This window comes from Streptomyces sp. RG80, assembly GCF_040446465.1.
Lineage (GTDB): Bacteria > Actinomycetota > Actinomycetes > Streptomycetales > Streptomycetaceae > Streptomyces.
Map to the genome: position 1 here is coordinate 363,317 of NZ_JBEAAJ010000010.1, position 16,777 is coordinate 380,093.

Sequence of the window (16,777 nt, forward strand, 5' to 3'; positions counted from 1 at the left end):
TTCGGAGGCCGATTCAGGCGCCGGTTCAGACGCCCGGCGGGACGATCCCCTGCGCCCGCGCCGCCACCAGCCACTTCGGGAACTCGCCCACGATCCGGTCGTACAGCTCCGCGTCGGACACCTTCCGCGGTTCCGCCCCCGCGTGGAAGAACCCGGCGTTGTCGACGACCCGCTTGTCCGGCACGGACAGCTCGTCGAGCTTGCGCAGATAGTCGAACTGCTTGCTCCGGGTGTCCCCGAACCCGATGAACTGCCAGAACAGCGGGAGCTTCGCCGCCTTGCACAGGTACCGTTCCGCGGCGAGCTTGTTGATCGGCCCGCCGTCGGTCTGGAAGACCACGAGCGCCGGTTCCCGCGAGCCGCTGTCCAGGTAGTGGTCGATGACCGCGTCCATCGCCAGGTGGTAGCTGGTCTTGCCCATGTGCCCGAGCCCGGCCACGATCCGGTCGATTCGCCCCTGGTGGTCGGCGAGCGCGATCTCCGTCTCGGCGTCCACGTCGGTGGAGAAGAACACCACCGGCACGGTGCCGTCGTCGTCGAGATGCGCGGACAGCCCGAGCACCCGGTCGGCGAGGGCCTGCACACTGCCGTCCTTGTAGTACGGCTTCATCGACCCGGAGTAGTCGACGACGAGGTAGACCGCGGCCCGCAGCCCGTCGAGCCCGTGCTTGCGCAGTGAGACTCCCGCGCTCTTGTAGAGGCTGACCAGCGCGGGTGCCGTCTCCTCGACCTTGGTCAGACTGATCGCCGCCATGTTCCCCCGCCTTCGCTCTCTTCACAGCCGTTCGCTATTTTGTTCGCCGCCGTCCCCACCGGCTCACAGATCGTCTCATCTCCCGAGGAGCCGCGGCCGTGGAACCCGAGTCCACCCTCACCACCTGTTATCGCCATCCCAAGGTGGAGTCCCATGTCCGCTGCACCCGCTGCGACCGGTACATCTGCCCGAACTGCATGCGCGAGGCCTCCGTCGGCCACCAGTGCCCGGAGTGCGTGAAGGAGGGCGCGCGGTCCGTCCGCCAGGCCCGTACGGTCGTCGGCGGGCGGGTCTCGGCGGTGGCGCTGGTGACGTACGTCCTGATCGGGCTCAATGTCCTGGCGTACGTCGCCGAGGTGGTCCGCCCGCAGATCGTGGACCGTTTCGCGATGCTGGCCGCCGGTCTGGTGGGCCCGGACGGCCTCCACTACGTCTACCAGTCCTCCCACCCGTCCGACTTCCACGCCGAGGGCGTGGTGGCGGGGCAGTGGGAGCGGCTGCTGACCAGTGGGTTCCTGCATCTGGAGCCGACCGAGGGAACGTTCGGCCTGTTGCACATCGTGATGAACATGGCGGCGCTGTGGCAGCTCGGGCGGGTGGTGGAGCCGACGCTGGGCCGGGTCCGCTATCTGGCGCTCTACCTGCTGGCGACGGTCGGCGGTTCCGTGGCCGAGCTGCTCCTCGCCGACCCCGGGACGGAGTCCCTGGGCGCGTCGGGGGCAATCTTCGGCCTGGGCGCCGCGTACTACGTCATGGCCCGGCGGATGGACGCCGACATGCGGGCGGTCAACCGCTTCATCGCGATCCTGCTCCTGTGGCTGCTGCTCTCCGCCGGCCTCACCTCCTGGCAGGGTCACCTCGGCGGCCTGCTCACGGGTGGCGCGGTGACGCTGGCCTACGCGTACGCTCCCCGGGGACCGAAGCGCGGTCTGCTCCAGGCGGCCGCGTGCGTGGCCTTGCTGGCGGTGCTCGTGGCCCTGTCGGTGTGGAGAATCTCGGAGCTGACCCAGTGAGACGAGCGCGAGTGCTGCTGTACGCGGCCGCCGTTCCGGTGACCGTCACGGCCGCGGTGTACCTCCTCGGCCCCACGGACTCCGCGGACGCCCCGGCGCGGCCCACGGTGTCCGCCTCCCAGTCGGCCCGCGAGGAGGCCAAGAGCAGGGCCGAGGAGGAGCGGGCGGCGGACGACAAGGCGCTCGCCGCGCTGCCGGCCGGGCTCGCCGCGCCCGCCAAGAAGGAGCTGGCCCAGCAGATCGTGGCGAGCGCCGAGAACTCCACCCTCGACTGGCGTTCCGCCTACGGCTACATCGAGGACATCGGGGACGGTCAGGGCTACACCGCGGGCATCATCGGCTTCTGCACCGGCACCCACGACCTGCTCACCCTCGTCGAGCGCTACACCGAGGCCCACCCCGGCAACGGCCTCGCCCGCTACCTCCCCGCCCTGCGCGAGGTCGACGGCACGGACTCCCACGAGGGCCTGGGCCCGGGCTTCACCAAGGCCTGGAAGGCGGAGGCCAGGGTGGCGGCCTTCCGCGAGGCCCAGGACGCCGAACGCGACCGCGTCTACTTCGACCCGGCGGTCCGCCTCGCCAAGCTCGACGGCCTGGGCACGCTCGGTCAGTTCGTCTACTACGACGCGATGGTCTTCCACGGCCCCGGCACCAACGCCACCAGCTTCTACGGCCTGCGCGAACGCGCCCTCCACGAGGCCGACCTGCCCTCCGAGGGCGGCTCCGAGAAGGCCTACCTCGACATCTTCCTGGACATCCGCGAGCAGGCCATGCGCAGCAGGAAGGCGGACATCGACACCACCCGCGTCGACACGGCCCAGCGGCGCTTCCTGTACGACGGGAAACTGGACCTTCAGACGCCGCTGACGTGGCAGGTGTACGGGGAGACGTTCAGGGTGCCGTAGCGGAGGCACCCCACTTCGCCCGCAGCACCTCCTCCGCGGGCTTGCCGTGCGGGGTGTACGCCAGCCTCGCCGGGGTCTCGCCGCTGTCGGGCCAGTCGTCCCACATCCACCAGCACACCCCGGCCCACCAGCGGCGGCCGGTGAAGGTCTCCAGCAACGCCCGGTAGGCGGCGGCCTGTTCGGCGGGCGCGGGGCGGGTGCTGACGTCCCAGGCGTAGGGGGCGGTCGTCGAGCCGCGCTGGCTGACGTAGCCGGCCTCGGTGAACAGGATGCGGCGGCCCTGGTCGTGGGCGTACGCGGCGAGTTCCTCGCGGATCTGCCGCCAGGCGCGGCGCAGCCGGCCGACGTCCTGGGTGGGGGTGTCGGACAGCGGCCAGTAGGCGTCGATGCCGATGAGGTCGAGGGACCTCCAGAAGCGGATCGCGCGGTACTCGTCGTAGTTGGCGGCGTAGGTCAGGGGGCCGTCGTAGTGGTCGCGGACCGTCTCGATGACACCCTTCCAGGCGGTGTGGTCGCCGGAGACCCCGGCGAGTTCGGTGCCCACCGCGAGCTGCTCGGCGCCGGTGCCGGCGGCCAGGTCGGCGTAGTGGGTGATGAAGCGGCGGTACGCGGTGAACCAGGCACGGCGGTCCCGGGGCCGGATGTCGGCGCGGTCCTGGTCGCCGGGCAGGTCGATGTGCGGTTTGAGCATCACCTTGAGGCCGAGGGCGTGGGCGCGGCGCACGATCCGGCGCAGGCTCGCGTCGCTCGCGGTCTCCTCGGTGGTGTGCATGACGGAGTCGGTCGGGCGGTTCTGGTACCAGGTCGGGGTGAGGGTGATCCAGCGGGCGCCGGTGGCCCTGATACCGCGCAGATAGCGGTCGGCGGCCGGGCTGTCGTAGTCGCTGCGGTACCAGGAGGGCAGGGTGATGCCGCGCATGACGGCAGACCCCTCGCCGGGCTTGGGATCCGTGCCGACGGTGGTGCATCCGGCGGCGAGGAGGGTCGCCACCGCGGCTGCGGCGACGACCCTCCTCCTCGGGGCGGCTGCCCTCACAGGCTCGTCGGGCTGACGAAGGTGTAGCCCAGGGCCTCGATGCCGTCGATCGTCTCCTTGAGCGGCTGGGTCGGGAAGTACGGGTGGTAGAAGAAGCTGGCGAACCCGTCGCGGACGGCCAGGTTGGCCTTGGCCGAGGCGATGAGGTCGGCCGGCAGCCGTGGCGGATGGTTGTTGTACGCGTCCGGCTCGTAGTTGCCGATGTTCTCCGGCAGCACCTTGGTTCCGTACACGTCGTTCACCACGTACGGGAAGAACTGGCCGATGAACACGTTGGGTCCGGCGGAGTTGCCGCTGAGCGTTCCGGAGAAGTACAGCGAACGCTCCAGACGGGCCGCGTAGTTGGCGGCGAACACCTGGTAGTCGGTGGCCGATGCCGCGTAGTGCGGGGTGGTCCACAGGGTCGGCTTCGGCAGGCCCGCGGCGGCGAACCCGGCGAGCGCGCTGGTCACCCGGCCCTGCGCCCAGGCGGTGGAGTCCCCGGCGACCGGGCCGTCGTAGACGACGTTGTCCGAGGCGTCGACGTGGGCCCGGTAGAACTCGAAGTCGTCGCCGGTGACCCCGTTGTAGGGGTTGGCGACGTTGCCGTACTGGTGGGTGTAGCCGTGGTTCATCAGGACCGCGCCCCGGGCCAGCATGTACTTCAGGGCGTTGACCACCTGCGGCCGCTGCGCGAGCGTCACCGTCTCCGGGACGCCGTTGTTGTAGGTGCCGTTGGGGTCGGTGTAGACGGGGATGACGTTGATGCCGTACGCGATGTTCTCCGACTGCAACAGGTCGGCCATGGCCCGCAGTTCGGAGGGTTCCGAGTTGGGGCTGATGTCCTCCAGGCGCAGCAGCGCGCGGTGCCGTTCCGTGGTGGCCGGTGCGAGGGCGTCGAAGAGGAGGTCCTCCAGGACGATGATCCGGTCGCTCTCGGAGACGTACGCGAAGGGGATCTCACCGATGTACGTGAGGTTGGACGACCGCACGGCCCATCCGAAGGTGTGCGTGTTGGAGGTGTCCAGTCCCTCCGCGAGCCTGGTGACGGCGGGGTAGCCGGGCCCGGTGAGGACGTTGGGGCGGAGCACGCCACCGTCCTGGCCCGCCGGGATCTTCCGGGTGAGGGCCTGGTTCTTGTACGTCACCTGTGTCACGGTGCCGATCGAACCGCCGTCCTCGTAGTACGACGTCGTCGGGTCCCAGCCGTACTTCTGTGTGAACTGGGCTACGCCGACGGAGTTGGCCATGTTCCAGATGTTGGCACCCATCCAGATCACGGGCTTGGTCGTGGTGGAGGCGTCCTGGTAGAAGGCGGCCGGGACGGCGTCCGGGGTGTCGCAGCAGTAGTAGGTCGAGCCGATGTAGATCACGGCCGCGTACGAGTTCACCATGCCGGCGGTGTACTGCTGGACGGGCTTGGCGGTCACCGTGCCGAAGTGGCCCGCGAGGTTGGCCGCAGCCATGGCGTACAGCTCGCCCAACTGCCCGTAGGGGCCCGCCGTGTCGTAGAGCACGAGCGTGGCCGGGTCGGCCGCGGCGGCGACGTCGGCGGCCCCGAGCAGGGTGGCCTGCCGGGTCACGGCCGACGCGGTCTGGACCGGGAAGGCGGACGCGGCCGACAACGTGGCCGGAGACGCCTTCTGCCGCTGCTTGGTGTGCCGGGCCCGGTCGGCCTTGAGCTGCGCCTTCGCCCAGCCCTTGAGGTCGACGCGGCTCAGTCCGGACTTCCCACCGACGTTCTCGTGGCCGGGCCGGTCCCCGCCGGGTGCGGCCTGGGCGCCCGCGGCCAGGAAAGTGCCGCTCAGCAGGGCGGCGACCAGAAGAAGGATCACGGAAAACTTCGGGAATCCTCGTCTCCGAGGACGGATCATTGGTCTCACGATCATTCCCCCCACTTTGCCAATCCTTGGCAAAGGTTTTTCACAACAGGAAGTCACCGATTCTTATGACGGCCACGAAGGGTGTCAATGGGCAGAAGGGTGAATTCCCGGAGCACCAGGTGACGCTACTGGAAGATCGGACATGTCCTTTTTCCGAATAGTCTTCAGACTCGCCCTCGACGTCTGCTACGTTCACCTTCGCGCGATGGGGACGCGCTGTGAAATGTGTGGGGGGACAATGTACGGACGACCCGCCCTGGGGGCTCTACTGCCTCTAGCAGGGGCGATGGCCGCGCCAGAAGCCGTGCCCGGGCTACCTTTGGCCAAAGCCCTGCAGGCGACGGCCGGGGCCGGATTCATACTCTATTGCCTGACCGCCTGTCTGATATTGCTCGCCCGGATAAAGCTGCGCCGCCAGGCCCAAAAGGCGCAGGCCACCGCCGGGAGCAACCATGATCACTGAACTGCTCCTGTGGTCGAGCGTCACCTTGATCATAATGGCGGGCTGCTACAACACCAGCCTCTATCTGCTGTCCAGGCGCAGAATTCGCCGTTCCCGAACAGACCGGAGAGACCGGTTCTATGTATTTCTCCTCGCCTGCCTCAATGAGGAGAAAGTGCTTTCCGAAAGCCTCGCGCGGATCACTTCGCTGCCCGCCCGGAATTTCATGGCACTGGTGATCGACGACGGCTCCGACGACCGAACTTCCGAGATCGCCCTGGCCGCCCACCCGACCCTGGTCAGGTTGCACCGGCGCACTCCGCCGAACGCCCGCAGAGGCAAAGGCGCCGCGCTCAACGACGGGGTACGGCACCTGCGGGAATCCGGTCTGCTGGCCGGCCACGACCCCGCGGACGTGGTCCTCTGCGTGGTCGACGCGGACGGCCGGCTCGACCCGCACGTCGTGCAGTCGGTCGACCCGTACTTCGACGACCCGCGCACCGGCGCGGTCCAGGTCTGCGTCCGGATGTACAACCGGCACCTCGGACTGCTCGCCCGCATGCAGGACATGGAGTTCGTGGTCTACGGCGACGTCTTCCAGAGCGCCCGCCGCTCCATCGGCAGCGTGGGCATGGGCGGCAACGGACAGTTCATGCGGCTGTCGGCGCTCAACACCCTGGACGGGGACGGGCCTTGGAGCGACAGCCTCACCGAGGACCTCGACCTCGGGGTACGGCTGATCGCCAAGGGCTGGACCAACCAGCACTGCACCACCGCCGCGGTCTCCCAGCAGGCCGTGCTCAGCCTGCGCCGGCTGATCCGCCAGCGCTCCCGCTGGTTCCAGGGCCATCTCCAGTCGGCCGGTCTCGTCCCGCTCATCCTCAGGGACGTGCCCACCCGGGCCGCGCTCGACCTGCTGTACCACCTCTCCAGCCCGGTGCTCATCCTGCTCACCTCGCTGCTGCCGCTGTCCTTCCTCGTCGCCGTCGGCGCCACCACCGTGGCCTCCGTCCAGGCCGGACAGCCCCTCGTCTCGCCCATGTGGCTGCTCGGCCCCTACCTGCTCTCGTTCACCGCCGCCTACGCGTACGGCTTCGTGTACGCCAAGCGCGAGCGGAAACTGGGGCTGGTGCGCTCGGTGCTGCTCGCCCATGTCTTCGTCTTCTACGGCTACATCTGGTTCGCCGCCGGCTGGTGGGGATTCTGGCGGCTGCTCACCGGCCAGCGGGGCTGGCTCAAGACCGCTCGCACCTGAGGACATTCAGGCCGCGCCCGATCCCCGCGCGGGTCCTCGTCTCCCATCACCGCAGTACCTCTCATCACCCTCACGTGATCGTCGTGTCGATCACGCATGCCCAAGGGGGGCACCCATGTCCACACACCCGTCTGCCGTGCCCGTGCGCGCCATGCTGGTGCTCGGCACCCGGCCGGAAGCGATCAAACTGGCCCCCGTGGCCCGTGCGATGGCCGCCGGTCCGCAGTTCGAACCGATCGTCGTCACCACCGGCCAGCACCGCGAGATGCTCCACCAGATGCTCGGCATGCTGTGCGTCGACGTACGGATCGCGCTCGACGTGATGCGCAGCCGGCAGCAGCTGTCCGACCTCACCGCCCGGCTGGTCCGGGAGCTCGGCGGGGTCATGCGCGAGCAGCGCCCCGACCTGGTCGTGGTGCAGGGGGACACCACGACCGCGCTGGCCGGCGCGCTGGCCGCCTTCTACGAGAAGATCCCGGTCGCCCATGTCGAGGCCGGTCTGCGTACCGGTGTCATCGACAACCCCTTTCCGGAGGAGCTCAACCGCAGCCTCATCGGCCGTATCGCCCGCTGGCACTTCGCCCCGACCGAGGCCGCGGCCCGGCATCTGACCGAGGAGGGCGTCGCCGAGGAGCAGGTGTTCACCACCGGCAACACGGTGATCGACAACCTGCTGTGGGTGCTGGCCGAGGGCACCGGAGCCTCCGCGTTCCGCACCGCCACCAGGTCCGTTCCGGCGGATCAGGCCGACCGTGAGGCACGGGCTCCCGGCATCGATCCGAACGGGCCGGTCCGCCGGGAGGGCGGCCCCAAGCGGATCCTGGTCACCCTGCACCGCCGGGAGAACCAGGGCGAGCGGATGCGCGGCATGGGCCGGGCGCTGACCCGGCTCGCCCGGCGCGGGGACGTGGAGATCGTGCTGCCGCTGCACAAGAGCCCGGCCGTGCGGGACGTGTTACTGCCGGAACTCGGCGACCACGAGGGCATCTTCCTCGTCGAACCGCTCGGCTACCTGGACTTCGCGGCCACCCTGGCCGAGTGCGACCTCGTCCTCACCGACTCCGGCGGCATCCAGGAGGAGGCCCCGAGCCTGAGCAAGCCCTCGCTCGTGCTGCGGACCACCACCGAGCGGCCCGAGGCGGTCGAGGCCGGGGCGGCCCGGCTGGTCGGCACCGACCCGGAGGCCATCGTGACCTGGGCGGAGAGGCTCCTCGACGATCCGGTGGAGTACCGCAGGATGGCGGACGCGGGCAATCCGTTCGGCGACGGCACGGCCGCGCGCCGGATCCTGGCCCAACTGGCGGAGGACTTCGCCGCCGATGTCCCGGTCGGTCTGACGGCATCCGGGCCATACTCGACGGCATGACGCCGTCACTCCTGCGCTCCCGCGGCCGAATCCCCCTGATTCCACAGGGACTTCGGACCGGGATCCGGACGGGTTTCCGGACGGGGATCCGGTCGGCGCGTCCGCCGGGGCCGCCGTCCGGAGAACCGTCGGTGCCCCCGCCGGGGCGCAGGAGCCGGATCGTCGCCGCAGTGGCACTGGCGCTCGGGCTGGCGGTCGTCCTGTCCGTCACCCTGAGCCAGTGCGGCTCGGACCCCGAGCCACCACGGACCGCTCCCTGGGCCGACGGTTCCACCCACGGCCGCTGGACCTCGGTGTTCAACGGCCACGGCACCAACACCGGCGACGACGACTCCCTGACCCTGTCCCCGATGCCCGCCGAGGACCCCGGCACCACCCATGCCGGGCTCGTCGTCAGCACCGCCTCCTACGACGACGTACGGCTCGACGCTCGGATGCGGACGGTCGAGCAGCTGCGCATCCCGCACCCCAATCCGTGGGAGGTGCCGTGGCTGGTCTGGGCGTACACCGACGCGGAGCACTTCTACTACATCACCCTCAAGCCGAACGGCTGGGAGCTCGGCAAGCGGGACCCGGCGTATCCGGGCGGGCAGCGGTTCCTGGCCACGGGGCACGAGGAGTTCCCGGTGGGCGACTGGTCGTCGGTGGCGGTGGAGCAGCGCGGCGCCGAGCTGAAGGTGTCGGTGGGCGGCAAGCCACTGGTGGACTTCACCGACGCCGAACGCCCCTATCTCCAGGGCCGGGTGGGCGCGTACACCGAGGACGCCACCGTGGAGTTCGAGGGCCTGGAGGCCGGTTCGGGCTGACGGCATGCGACGGCGCCCGTCTTCCGTCCGGTCGGGGACGAGGAAGGCGGGCGCCGTCAGTGTTCCGTACGCCTTTGTACGGGACGTTCTCTGAGCCGGTCAGGGCTTTTTGACGAGCCGTCAGACCATCAGGGAGCGGTCCGTCGGGCGGATCGGGGCCGGCAGTTCGCTGGCGCCGGTCAGGAAGCGGTCCACACCGCGGGCGGCCGAGCGGCCCTCCGCGATGGCCCACACGATGAGCGACTGGCCGCGGCCCGCGTCACCGGCGACGTACACGCCGGGGACGTTGGTCTGGAAGTCGGCGTCGCGGGCGATGTTGCCGCGCTCGTCGAGGGCCAGGCCGAACTGCTCGACCAGACCGTTCTCCCGGTCGGTGCCGGTGAAGCCCATCGCGAGGGTGACCAGCTGGGCGGGGATCTTGCGCTCCGTGCCCGGCTTCGAGGTCAGCTTGCCCTCGATGAACTCGACCTCGGTGAGGTGCAGCCACTGGACGTTGCCGTCCTCGTCGCCCTCGAAGTGGGTCGTGGAGACGGAGTAGACCCGCTCGCCGCCCTCCTCGTGCGCGGAGGTGACCTTGTACAGCATCGGGAAGGTCGGCCACGGCTGGTGCGGGGCACGGTCCTCGCCGGGCTGCGGCATGATCTCCAGCTGGGTGACCGAGGCCGCGCCCTGGCGGTGGGCGGTGCCCACGCAGTCGGCGCCGGTGTCGCCACCGCCGATGACCACGACGTGCTTGCCCTCGGCGGTGATGGGGGGCGCCACGAAGTCGCCCTCCTGCACCTTGTTGGCCAGCGGCAGGTACTCCATGGCCTGGTGGATGCCCTTGAGCTCGCGGCCCGGCACCGGCAGGTCACGCGCGGTCGTCGCACCGGCGGCGATCACGACGGCGTCGTACCGCTTCTTCAGGTCGGTCGCCTTGAGGTCGCGGCCGATCTCGATCCCGGTACGGAAGCGGGTGCCCTCCGCGCGCATCTGCTCGATGCGGCGGTTGATGTGCCGCTTCTCCATCTTGAACTCGGGGATGCCGTAGCGGAGCAGTCCGCCGACGCGGTCGGCACGCTCGTAGACGGCGACGGTGTGGCCGGCCCGCGTGAGCTGCTGGGCGGCGGCCAGGCCCGCCGGGCCCGAGCCGATGACCGCGACGGTCTTGCCGGACAGGCGCTCGGGGGCCTGCGGCTCGACGTCACCGCTGTCCCACGCCTTGTCGATGATCGAGACCTCGACGTTCTTGATGGTCACGGCGGGCTGGTTGATGCCGAGCACACACGCCGACTCGCAGGGAGCCGGGCACAACCGCCCCGTGAACTCGGGGAAGTTGTTCGTCGCGTGCAGCCGCTCCGAAGCCGCCGCCCAGTCCTCGCGGTAGGCGTAGTCGTTCCACTCGGGGATGAGGTTCCCCAGCGGACAGCCGTTGTGACAGAACGGGATACCGCAGTCCATGCAGCGGGACGCCTGCTTCGAGATGATCGGCAGCAGCGAACCCGGAACGTAGACCTCGTTCCAGTCCTTCAGACGTACGTCGACGGGGCGGGACTTGGCGACCTCACGGCCGTGGTTCAGGAAGCCCTTCGGGTCAGCCATTGATCGCCGCCTCCATCATCTTCTCGGTGATCTCGGTCTCGGAGAGACCGGCCTGCTCGGCGGCGGCCTTGGCGGCGAGCACTGCCTTGTACGTGCTGGGGATGATCTTGCTGAAGCGCTCCACGGCGGTGTCCCACTCGGCGAGCAGCTTCTCGGCGACCGTCGAGCCGGTCTCCTCCGCGTGGCGGCGCACCACGTCGTGCAGCCACTGCTTGTCGCTGTCGTCCAGTTCCTCGACCGCGCCGACGTTGCCCACGTTGACGTTGTCGCGGTTCAGGTCGATGACGTACGCGATACCGCCGGACATACCGGCCGCGAAGTTGCGGCCCGTCTCGCCCAGGACCACCGCGTGGCCGCCGGTCATGTACTCGCAGCCGTGGTCGCCCACGCCCTCCGAGACCACCAGCGCACCGGAGTTGCGGACGCAGAAGCGCTCACCGGTACGACCGCGCAGGAACAGCTCGCCGCCGGTCGCGCCGTACGCGATGGTGTTGCCCGCGATCGTGGAGAACTCGGCGAGGTGGTCGGCGCCCCGGTCGGGACGGACGATCACGCGGCCGCCGGAGAGGCCCTTGCCGACGTAGTCGTTGGCGTCGCCCTCCAGGCGCAGCGTGACACCGCGCGGGAGGAAGGCGCCGAAGGACTGGCCGGCGGAGCCGGTGAAGGTGATGTCGATGGTGTCGTCGGGCAGGCCCGCGCCACCGAACTTCTTCGTCACCTCGTGGCCGAGCATGGTGCCGACCGTGCGGTTGATGTTGCGGATCGCGACCTGGGCGCGCACCGGCTGGGCGTCGGTCGCCGAGTCGGCGGCCAGGGCGTCGGCGGCGAGCTTGATGAGCTCGTTGTCGAGCGCCTTCTCCAGACCGTGGTCCTGCTCGATGACCTGGTGCAGGGCGGCGCCCTCGGGCAGTTCGGGCACGTGGAAGAGCGGGGCCAGGTCCAGGCCCTGCGCCTTCCAGTGGTCGACGGCCCGCGCGACGTCGAGGGTCTCGGCGTGGCCGACGGCCTCCTCGATGGAGCGGAAGCCCAGCTCGGCGAGGATCTCGCGGACCTCTTCGGCGATGAACTGGAAGAAGTTCACGACGTACTCGGCCTTGCCGGCGAACCGGTCGCGCAGCGTCGGGTTCTGGGTGGCGATGCCGACCGGGCAGGTGTCCAGGTGGCAGACGCGCATCATGACGCAGCCGGAGACGACGAGCGGCGCGGTCGCGAAACCGAACTCCTCGGCGCCGAGCAGCGCGGCGATGACGACGTCACGGCCGGTCTTGAGCTGACCGTCGGTCTGCACGACGATGCGGTCGCGCAGGCCGTTGAGCAGCAGGGTCTGCTGGGTCTCCGCGAGACCGAGCTCCCAGGGACCACCGGCGTGCTTGAGGGACGTCAGCGGCGAGGCGCCCGTGCCGCCGTCGTGGCCGGAGATGAGCACGACGTCCGCGTGCGCCTTGGAGACACCCGCGGCGACCGTGCCGACGCCGACCTCGGAGACCAGCTTCACGTGAATCCGCGCCTGCGGGTTCGCGTTCTTCAGGTCGTGGATCAGCTGGGCCAGGTCCTCGATGGAGTAGATGTCGTGGTGCGGCGGCGGGGAGATCAGGCCCACGCCCGGCGTCGAGTGACGCGTCTTCGCGACCCACGGGTACACCTTGTGGCCGGGCAGCTGGCCGCCCTCGCCGGGCTTGGCGCCCTGGGCCATCTTGATCTGGATGTCGTCCGCGTTGACCAGGTACTCGGAGGTCACACCGAAGCGGCCGGAGGCGACCTGCTTGATGCTGGACCGGCGGGCCGGGTCGTACAGCCGGTCCGGGTCCTCGCCGCCCTCACCGGTGTTGGACTTGCCGCCCAACTGGTTCATGGCGATGGCGAGGGTTTCGTGCGCCTCCTTGGAGATGGAGCCGTACGACATGGCGCCGGTGGAGAAGCGCTTGACGATCTCGCTGGCCGGCTCGACCTCGTCGATCGAGATCGAGGGACGGTCCGACTTGAAGCCGAAGAGCCCGCGCAGGGTCATCAGCCGCTCGGACTGCTCGTTGACCCGGTCCGTGTACATCTTGAAGATGTCGAAGCGGCCGGTGCGCGTGGAGTGCTGGAGGCGGAAGACCGTCTCCGGGTCGAACAGGTGCGGCTCGCCCTCGCGGCGCCACTGGTACTCGCCGCCTATCTCCAGGGCGCGGTGCGCCGGGGCGATGCCGGAGGCGGGGTACGCCTTGGCGTGCCGGGCGGCGACCTCCTTGGCGATGACGTCGATGCCGACGCCGCCGATCTTGGTGGCCGTGCCGTTGAAGTACTTCTCGACGAAGGCCGTATCGAGACCGACGGCCTCGAAGACCTGGGCGCCGCGGTAGGAGGCGACGGTCGAGATGCCCATCTTGGACATGACCTTCAGGACGCCCTTGCCGAGCGCGTAGATCAGGTTGCGGATCGCCTGCTCGGGCTCCATGCCGTTCAGGAAGGTGCCCGCGCGCAGCAGGTCCTCCACCGACTCCATGGCGAGGTACGGGTTCACGGCCGCGGCGCCGAAGCCGATCAGCAGGGCGACGTGGTGGACCTCGCGGACGTCACCGGCCTCGACCAGCAGGCCCACCTCGGTGCGCTGCTTGGTGCGGATGAGGTGGTGGTGGACGGCCGCGGTCAGCAGCAGCGACGGGATCGGCGCGTGCTCGGCATCGGAGTGCCGGTCCGACAGGACGATCAGCCGGGCGCCGTTGTCGATGGCGGCGTCGGCCTCGGCGCAGATCTCGTCGATGCGCGCGGCGAGGGAGTCGCCACCGCCGGAGACCCGGTACAGACCGGAGAGGGTCGCGGCCTTGAAGCCGGGCATGTCGCCGTCGGCGTTGATGTGTATGAGCTTGGCGAGCTCGTCGTTGTCGATGACCGGGAAGGGCAGGGTGACGGTCCGGCAGGACGCGGCGGTCGGCTCCAGCAGGTTGCCCTGCGGGCCCAGCGAGGAACGCAGCGAGGTGACGAGCTCCTCGCGGATCGCGTCCAGCGGCGGGTTGGTGACCTGCGCGAACAGCTGGGTGAAGTAGTCGAAGAGGAGACGCGGACGCTCGCTCAGCGCGGCGATCGGCGAGTCCGTACCCATCGAACCGAGCGGCTCGCCGGCGGTCTTGGCCATCGGCGCGAGGATGATGCGCAGCTCTTCCTCGGTGTAGCCGAAGGTCTGCTGGCGGCGGGTGACCGAGGCGTGGGTGTGCACGATGTGCTCGCGCTCGGGCAGGTCCGAGAGCTCGATCTCGCCGGCCTCCAGCCACTCCGCGTAGGGGGCCTCGGCGGCGAGCTGCGCCTTGATCTCGTCGTCCTCGATGATGCGGTGCTCGGCGGTGTCGACGAGGAACATCTTGCCGGGCTGGAGGCGGCCCTTGCGGACGACCTTGGCGGGGTCGATGTCGAGGACGCCGACCTCGGAGCCGAGGACGACGAGGCCGTCGTCGGTGACCCAGTAGCGGCCCGGGCGCAGGCCGTTGCGGTCGAGGACCGCGCCCACCTGGACGCCGTCGGTGAAGGTGACACAGGCCGGGCCGTCCCAGGGCTCCATCATCGTGGAGTGGAACTGGTAGAAGGCGCGGCGGGCCGGGTCCATGGAGTCGTGGTTCTCCCACGCCTCCGGGATCATCATCAGCACGGAGTGCGGCAGCGAGCGGCCACCGAGGTGGAGCAGCTCCAGCACCTCGTCGAAGGACGCCGAGTCGGAGGCGTCCGGCGTACAGACGGGGAAGACGCGGTCCAGCGCCTTGTCGTCGTTCCCGAACAGGTCCGAGACGAGCTGCGACTCGCGGGCCACCATCCAGTTGCGGTTGCCCTTGACGGTGTTGATCTCACCGTTGTGCGCGACGAAGCGGTAGGGGTGCGCGAGCGGCCACGACGGGAAGGTGTTCGTGGAGAAGCGCGAGTGGACGAGGGCGACGGCCGAGCCGAAGCGGCGGTCGGACAGGTCCGGGAAGAAGGGCTCGAGCTGGCCGGTGGTCAGCATGCCCTTGTGGACGATCGTGCGCGCGGACAGCGAGGGGAAGTAGACGTCGACCTCGCGCTCGGCACGCTTGCGCAGCACGAACGCCTTGCGGTCGAGCTCGATACCCGCGCTGGAGCCGTCGGCGACGAAGACCTCGCGGAAGACGGGCATCGTCGACCGGGCGGTGGCGCCGAGCAGTTCGGGGGCGATGGGAACCTCACGCCAGCCCAGAACGGTGAGCCCTTCCTCGCCGGCGATCGTCTCGATACGTGAGACGGCGTCCTCGGTGCCCTCCTCGGGCAGGAAGGCGATACCGACGGCGTACGCACCGGCCTCGGGCAGCTCGAACCCGGCGACCTCGCGGAAGAACGCGTCCGGGACCTGGGTCAGGATGCCCGCGCCGTCACCCGAGTCGGGCTCGGAGCCGGTGGCACCGCGGTGCTCCAGGTTGCGCAGAACCGTGAGCGCCTGCTCGACCAGCGCGTGGCTCGCCTCGCCGGTGAGGGTGGCCACGAAACCGACGCCACAGGCGTCCTTTTCGTTGCGGGGGTCGTACATACCCTGCGCAGCAGGGCGAGCATCCATGAAGGACCACTTCTGGCCATTCGCGGAGTGCTGGGACGGCTGGCGCGGCGTACGCATCGGCTCTCCCGTCGTCGTCTCAAGTGGCATGTGAACTTGCGAAGGGACGACGTTGGCCCTCTGCGTAAGTGCAAAATTTCGTGCAGGTTACATGATGGAGCGGATCTCGGGAACCGGATACTCCGTTCCAACATGCGGACGCCACGGGGTCGCGACGCGGGTATCGCGCACATGGCTTGAAGTGTGTGGGACCGAACGAGACAGATCAGTGTCCGCCGATCCAGGGCGAGACAGACGTGGTCGTCCACCTCGCGGGTGCGCGGCAGGCGTCATTGCCCACAGCGCTTACGGCTCATGCCCAGTGGTTAAGCGTTCGAAACCAGTGAGTAACGGCTACTTATACGGCCCAACGCATAAGTTCCAGTCGACCTATCCTACGGCGGTTCCGAACAAGCTGCCCAGGGCGTACGTCACACCGGCCGCGGCACCGCCGAGAGCGAGCTGCCGCAGTCCGCTGAACCACCAGCTCCGCGCCGTCACCTTGGCCACCACGGCACCGCAGGCGAACAGTCCGACGAGGGCCACGAGCACCGCCGGCCACAGCGCGCTCGCACCGAGCAGATACGGCAGCACGGGAAGCAGCGCCCCCAGCGCGAACGCCCCGAACGAGGACCCGGCGGCGACCAGCGGCGACGGCAGATCCCCGGGGTCGATCCCGAGCTCCTCGCGCGCGTGTATCTCCAGGGCCTGCTCGGGATCGCGCGACAACTGCTTGGCGACCTCACGGGAGAGCCACGGCTCGACACCCCGGGCCTCGTAGAGCGCCGCGAGCTCGGCCTCCTCGTCCTGCGGATGCTTCCGCAGCTCCCGCCGCTCGACATCCAGCTCGGCCTCGACGAGCTCCCGCTGCGAGGCGACGGAGGTGTACTCACCGGCGGCCATGGAGAAGGCACCGGCGGCCAGCCCGGCGAGTCCGGTCACCACGATCACCTGCTGCCCCACCGACCCTCCGGCGACACCGGTCATCAGGGCCAGGTTGGACACCAGCCCGTCCATCGCCCCGAAGACGGCGGGCCGCAGCCAGCCGCCGTTCACATCCCGGTGCGTGTGGTTGTCACGGTGCGCCTCGTGCAGCGGCGCCTCGGTCTCGATGATGGCCATGCGGGATCCCCCAGGAAGCTAAACCAAGCTAAGCCAAAGCTGAGTTTGGACTGATTCTAATCCTT

General features: G+C 69.5%; 12 protein-coding genes. 5 read left to right on the plus strand and 7 right to left on the minus strand.

Annotated features, from left to right (window positions below; translation table 11 throughout):
- Positions 1–25: 25 nt before the first annotated feature.
- Entirely contained in the window at positions 26–754 is a 729-nt protein-coding gene (locus ABKA17_RS34010; RefSeq protein WP_353696170.1) for a vWA domain-containing protein, read from the minus strand.
- 98 nt (positions 755–852) lie between these two features.
- Between ABKA17_RS34010 and ABKA17_RS34015 the strand changes: the two genes are divergently transcribed.
- Both ABKA17_RS34015 and ABKA17_RS34020 read left to right on the plus strand, forming a co-directional pair.
- Complete coding sequence (locus ABKA17_RS34015; protein WP_353696171.1) at positions 853–1,767, plus strand: rhomboid family intramembrane serine protease; 915 nt, start codon at positions 853–855, stop codon at positions 1,765–1,767.
- A complete protein-coding gene (locus ABKA17_RS34020; RefSeq protein WP_353696172.1) occupies positions 1,764–2,672 on the plus strand; it encodes a chitosanase in 909 nt (302 codons plus the stop codon). Before ABKA17_RS34015 ends, ABKA17_RS34020 begins: the two co-directional genes overlap by 4 nt.
- On the opposite strand, the gene ABKA17_RS34025 is transcribed toward ABKA17_RS34020, so the two are convergent.
- The 3 genes from ABKA17_RS34025 to ABKA17_RS34035 all read right to left on the minus strand — a co-directional run bounded on the left by ABKA17_RS34025 (position 2,659) and on the right by ABKA17_RS34035 (position 6,066).
- On the minus strand, positions 2,659–3,708 hold the full coding sequence (locus ABKA17_RS34025; RefSeq protein ID WP_353696173.1) for a glycoside hydrolase family 113: 1,050 nt from the start codon (positions 3,706–3,708) through the stop codon (positions 2,659–2,661). The two genes, ABKA17_RS34020 and ABKA17_RS34025, sit on opposite strands and share 14 nt — an antisense overlap.
- Positions 3,705–5,522 carry a DUF2334 domain-containing protein gene (locus tag ABKA17_RS34030; RefSeq protein WP_353696174.1) on the minus strand — a complete coding sequence of 606 codons (1,818 nt, stop codon included), beginning with the start codon at positions 5,520–5,522 and terminating at the stop codon, positions 3,705–3,707. Before ABKA17_RS34030 ends, ABKA17_RS34025 begins: the two co-directional genes overlap by 4 nt.
- 361 nt (positions 5,523–5,883) lie before the next feature.
- Positions 5,884–6,066, minus strand: coding sequence for a hypothetical protein (locus ABKA17_RS34035; RefSeq protein ID WP_353696175.1), 183 nt, complete (start codon positions 6,064–6,066; stop codon positions 5,884–5,886).
- 1 nt (position 6,067) lies between these two features.
- On the opposite strand from ABKA17_RS34035, the gene ABKA17_RS34040 reads away from it, so the two are divergent.
- The 3 genes from ABKA17_RS34040 to ABKA17_RS34050 all read left to right on the plus strand — a co-directional run bounded on the left by ABKA17_RS34040 (position 6,068) and on the right by ABKA17_RS34050 (position 9,439).
- The gene (locus tag ABKA17_RS34040) at positions 6,068–7,267 is read left to right on the plus strand and encodes a glycosyltransferase family 2 protein (protein WP_353696176.1); all 1,200 of its coding nucleotides are present in this window, start codon (positions 6,068–6,070) and stop codon (positions 7,265–7,267) included.
- Positions 7,268–7,382: 115 nt separating this feature from the next.
- The gene (gene wecB / locus ABKA17_RS34045; protein WP_353696177.1) at positions 7,383–8,633 is read left to right on the plus strand and encodes a non-hydrolyzing UDP-N-acetylglucosamine 2-epimerase; all 1,251 of its coding nucleotides are present in this window, start codon (positions 7,383–7,385) and stop codon (positions 8,631–8,633) included.
- A 170-nt stretch (positions 8,634–8,803) separates the two neighbouring features.
- Positions 8,804–9,439 (plus strand): 3-keto-alpha-glucoside-1,2-lyase-like domain-containing protein, encoded by a 636-nt coding sequence (locus tag ABKA17_RS34050; protein ID WP_353696178.1) that lies wholly within the window; start codon positions 8,804–8,806, stop codon positions 9,437–9,439.
- Between the two features lie 120 nt (positions 9,440–9,559).
- Here the strand turns inward: ABKA17_RS34050 and ABKA17_RS34055 are convergent, their stop codons facing one another.
- From ABKA17_RS34055 to ABKA17_RS34065, 3 genes are all read right to left on the minus strand, one after another.
- Positions 9,560–11,020: a glutamate synthase subunit beta gene (locus tag ABKA17_RS34055; protein WP_353696179.1), complete on the minus strand. Its 1,461-nt coding sequence runs from the start codon at positions 11,018–11,020 to the stop codon at positions 9,560–9,562.
- Positions 11,013–15,611 carry a glutamate synthase large subunit gene (gene gltB / locus ABKA17_RS34060; RefSeq protein ID WP_353696180.1) on the minus strand — a complete coding sequence of 1,533 codons (4,599 nt, stop codon included), beginning with the start codon at positions 15,609–15,611 and terminating at the stop codon, positions 11,013–11,015. The genes ABKA17_RS34055 and gltB overlap by 8 nt, the downstream gene beginning before the upstream one ends.
- 369 nt (positions 15,612–15,980) lie before the next feature.
- Positions 15,981–16,712: a VIT1/CCC1 transporter family protein gene (locus ABKA17_RS34065; protein WP_353696181.1), complete on the minus strand. Its 732-nt coding sequence runs from the start codon at positions 16,710–16,712 to the stop codon at positions 15,981–15,983.
- Positions 16,713–16,777: the final 65 nt, after the last annotated feature.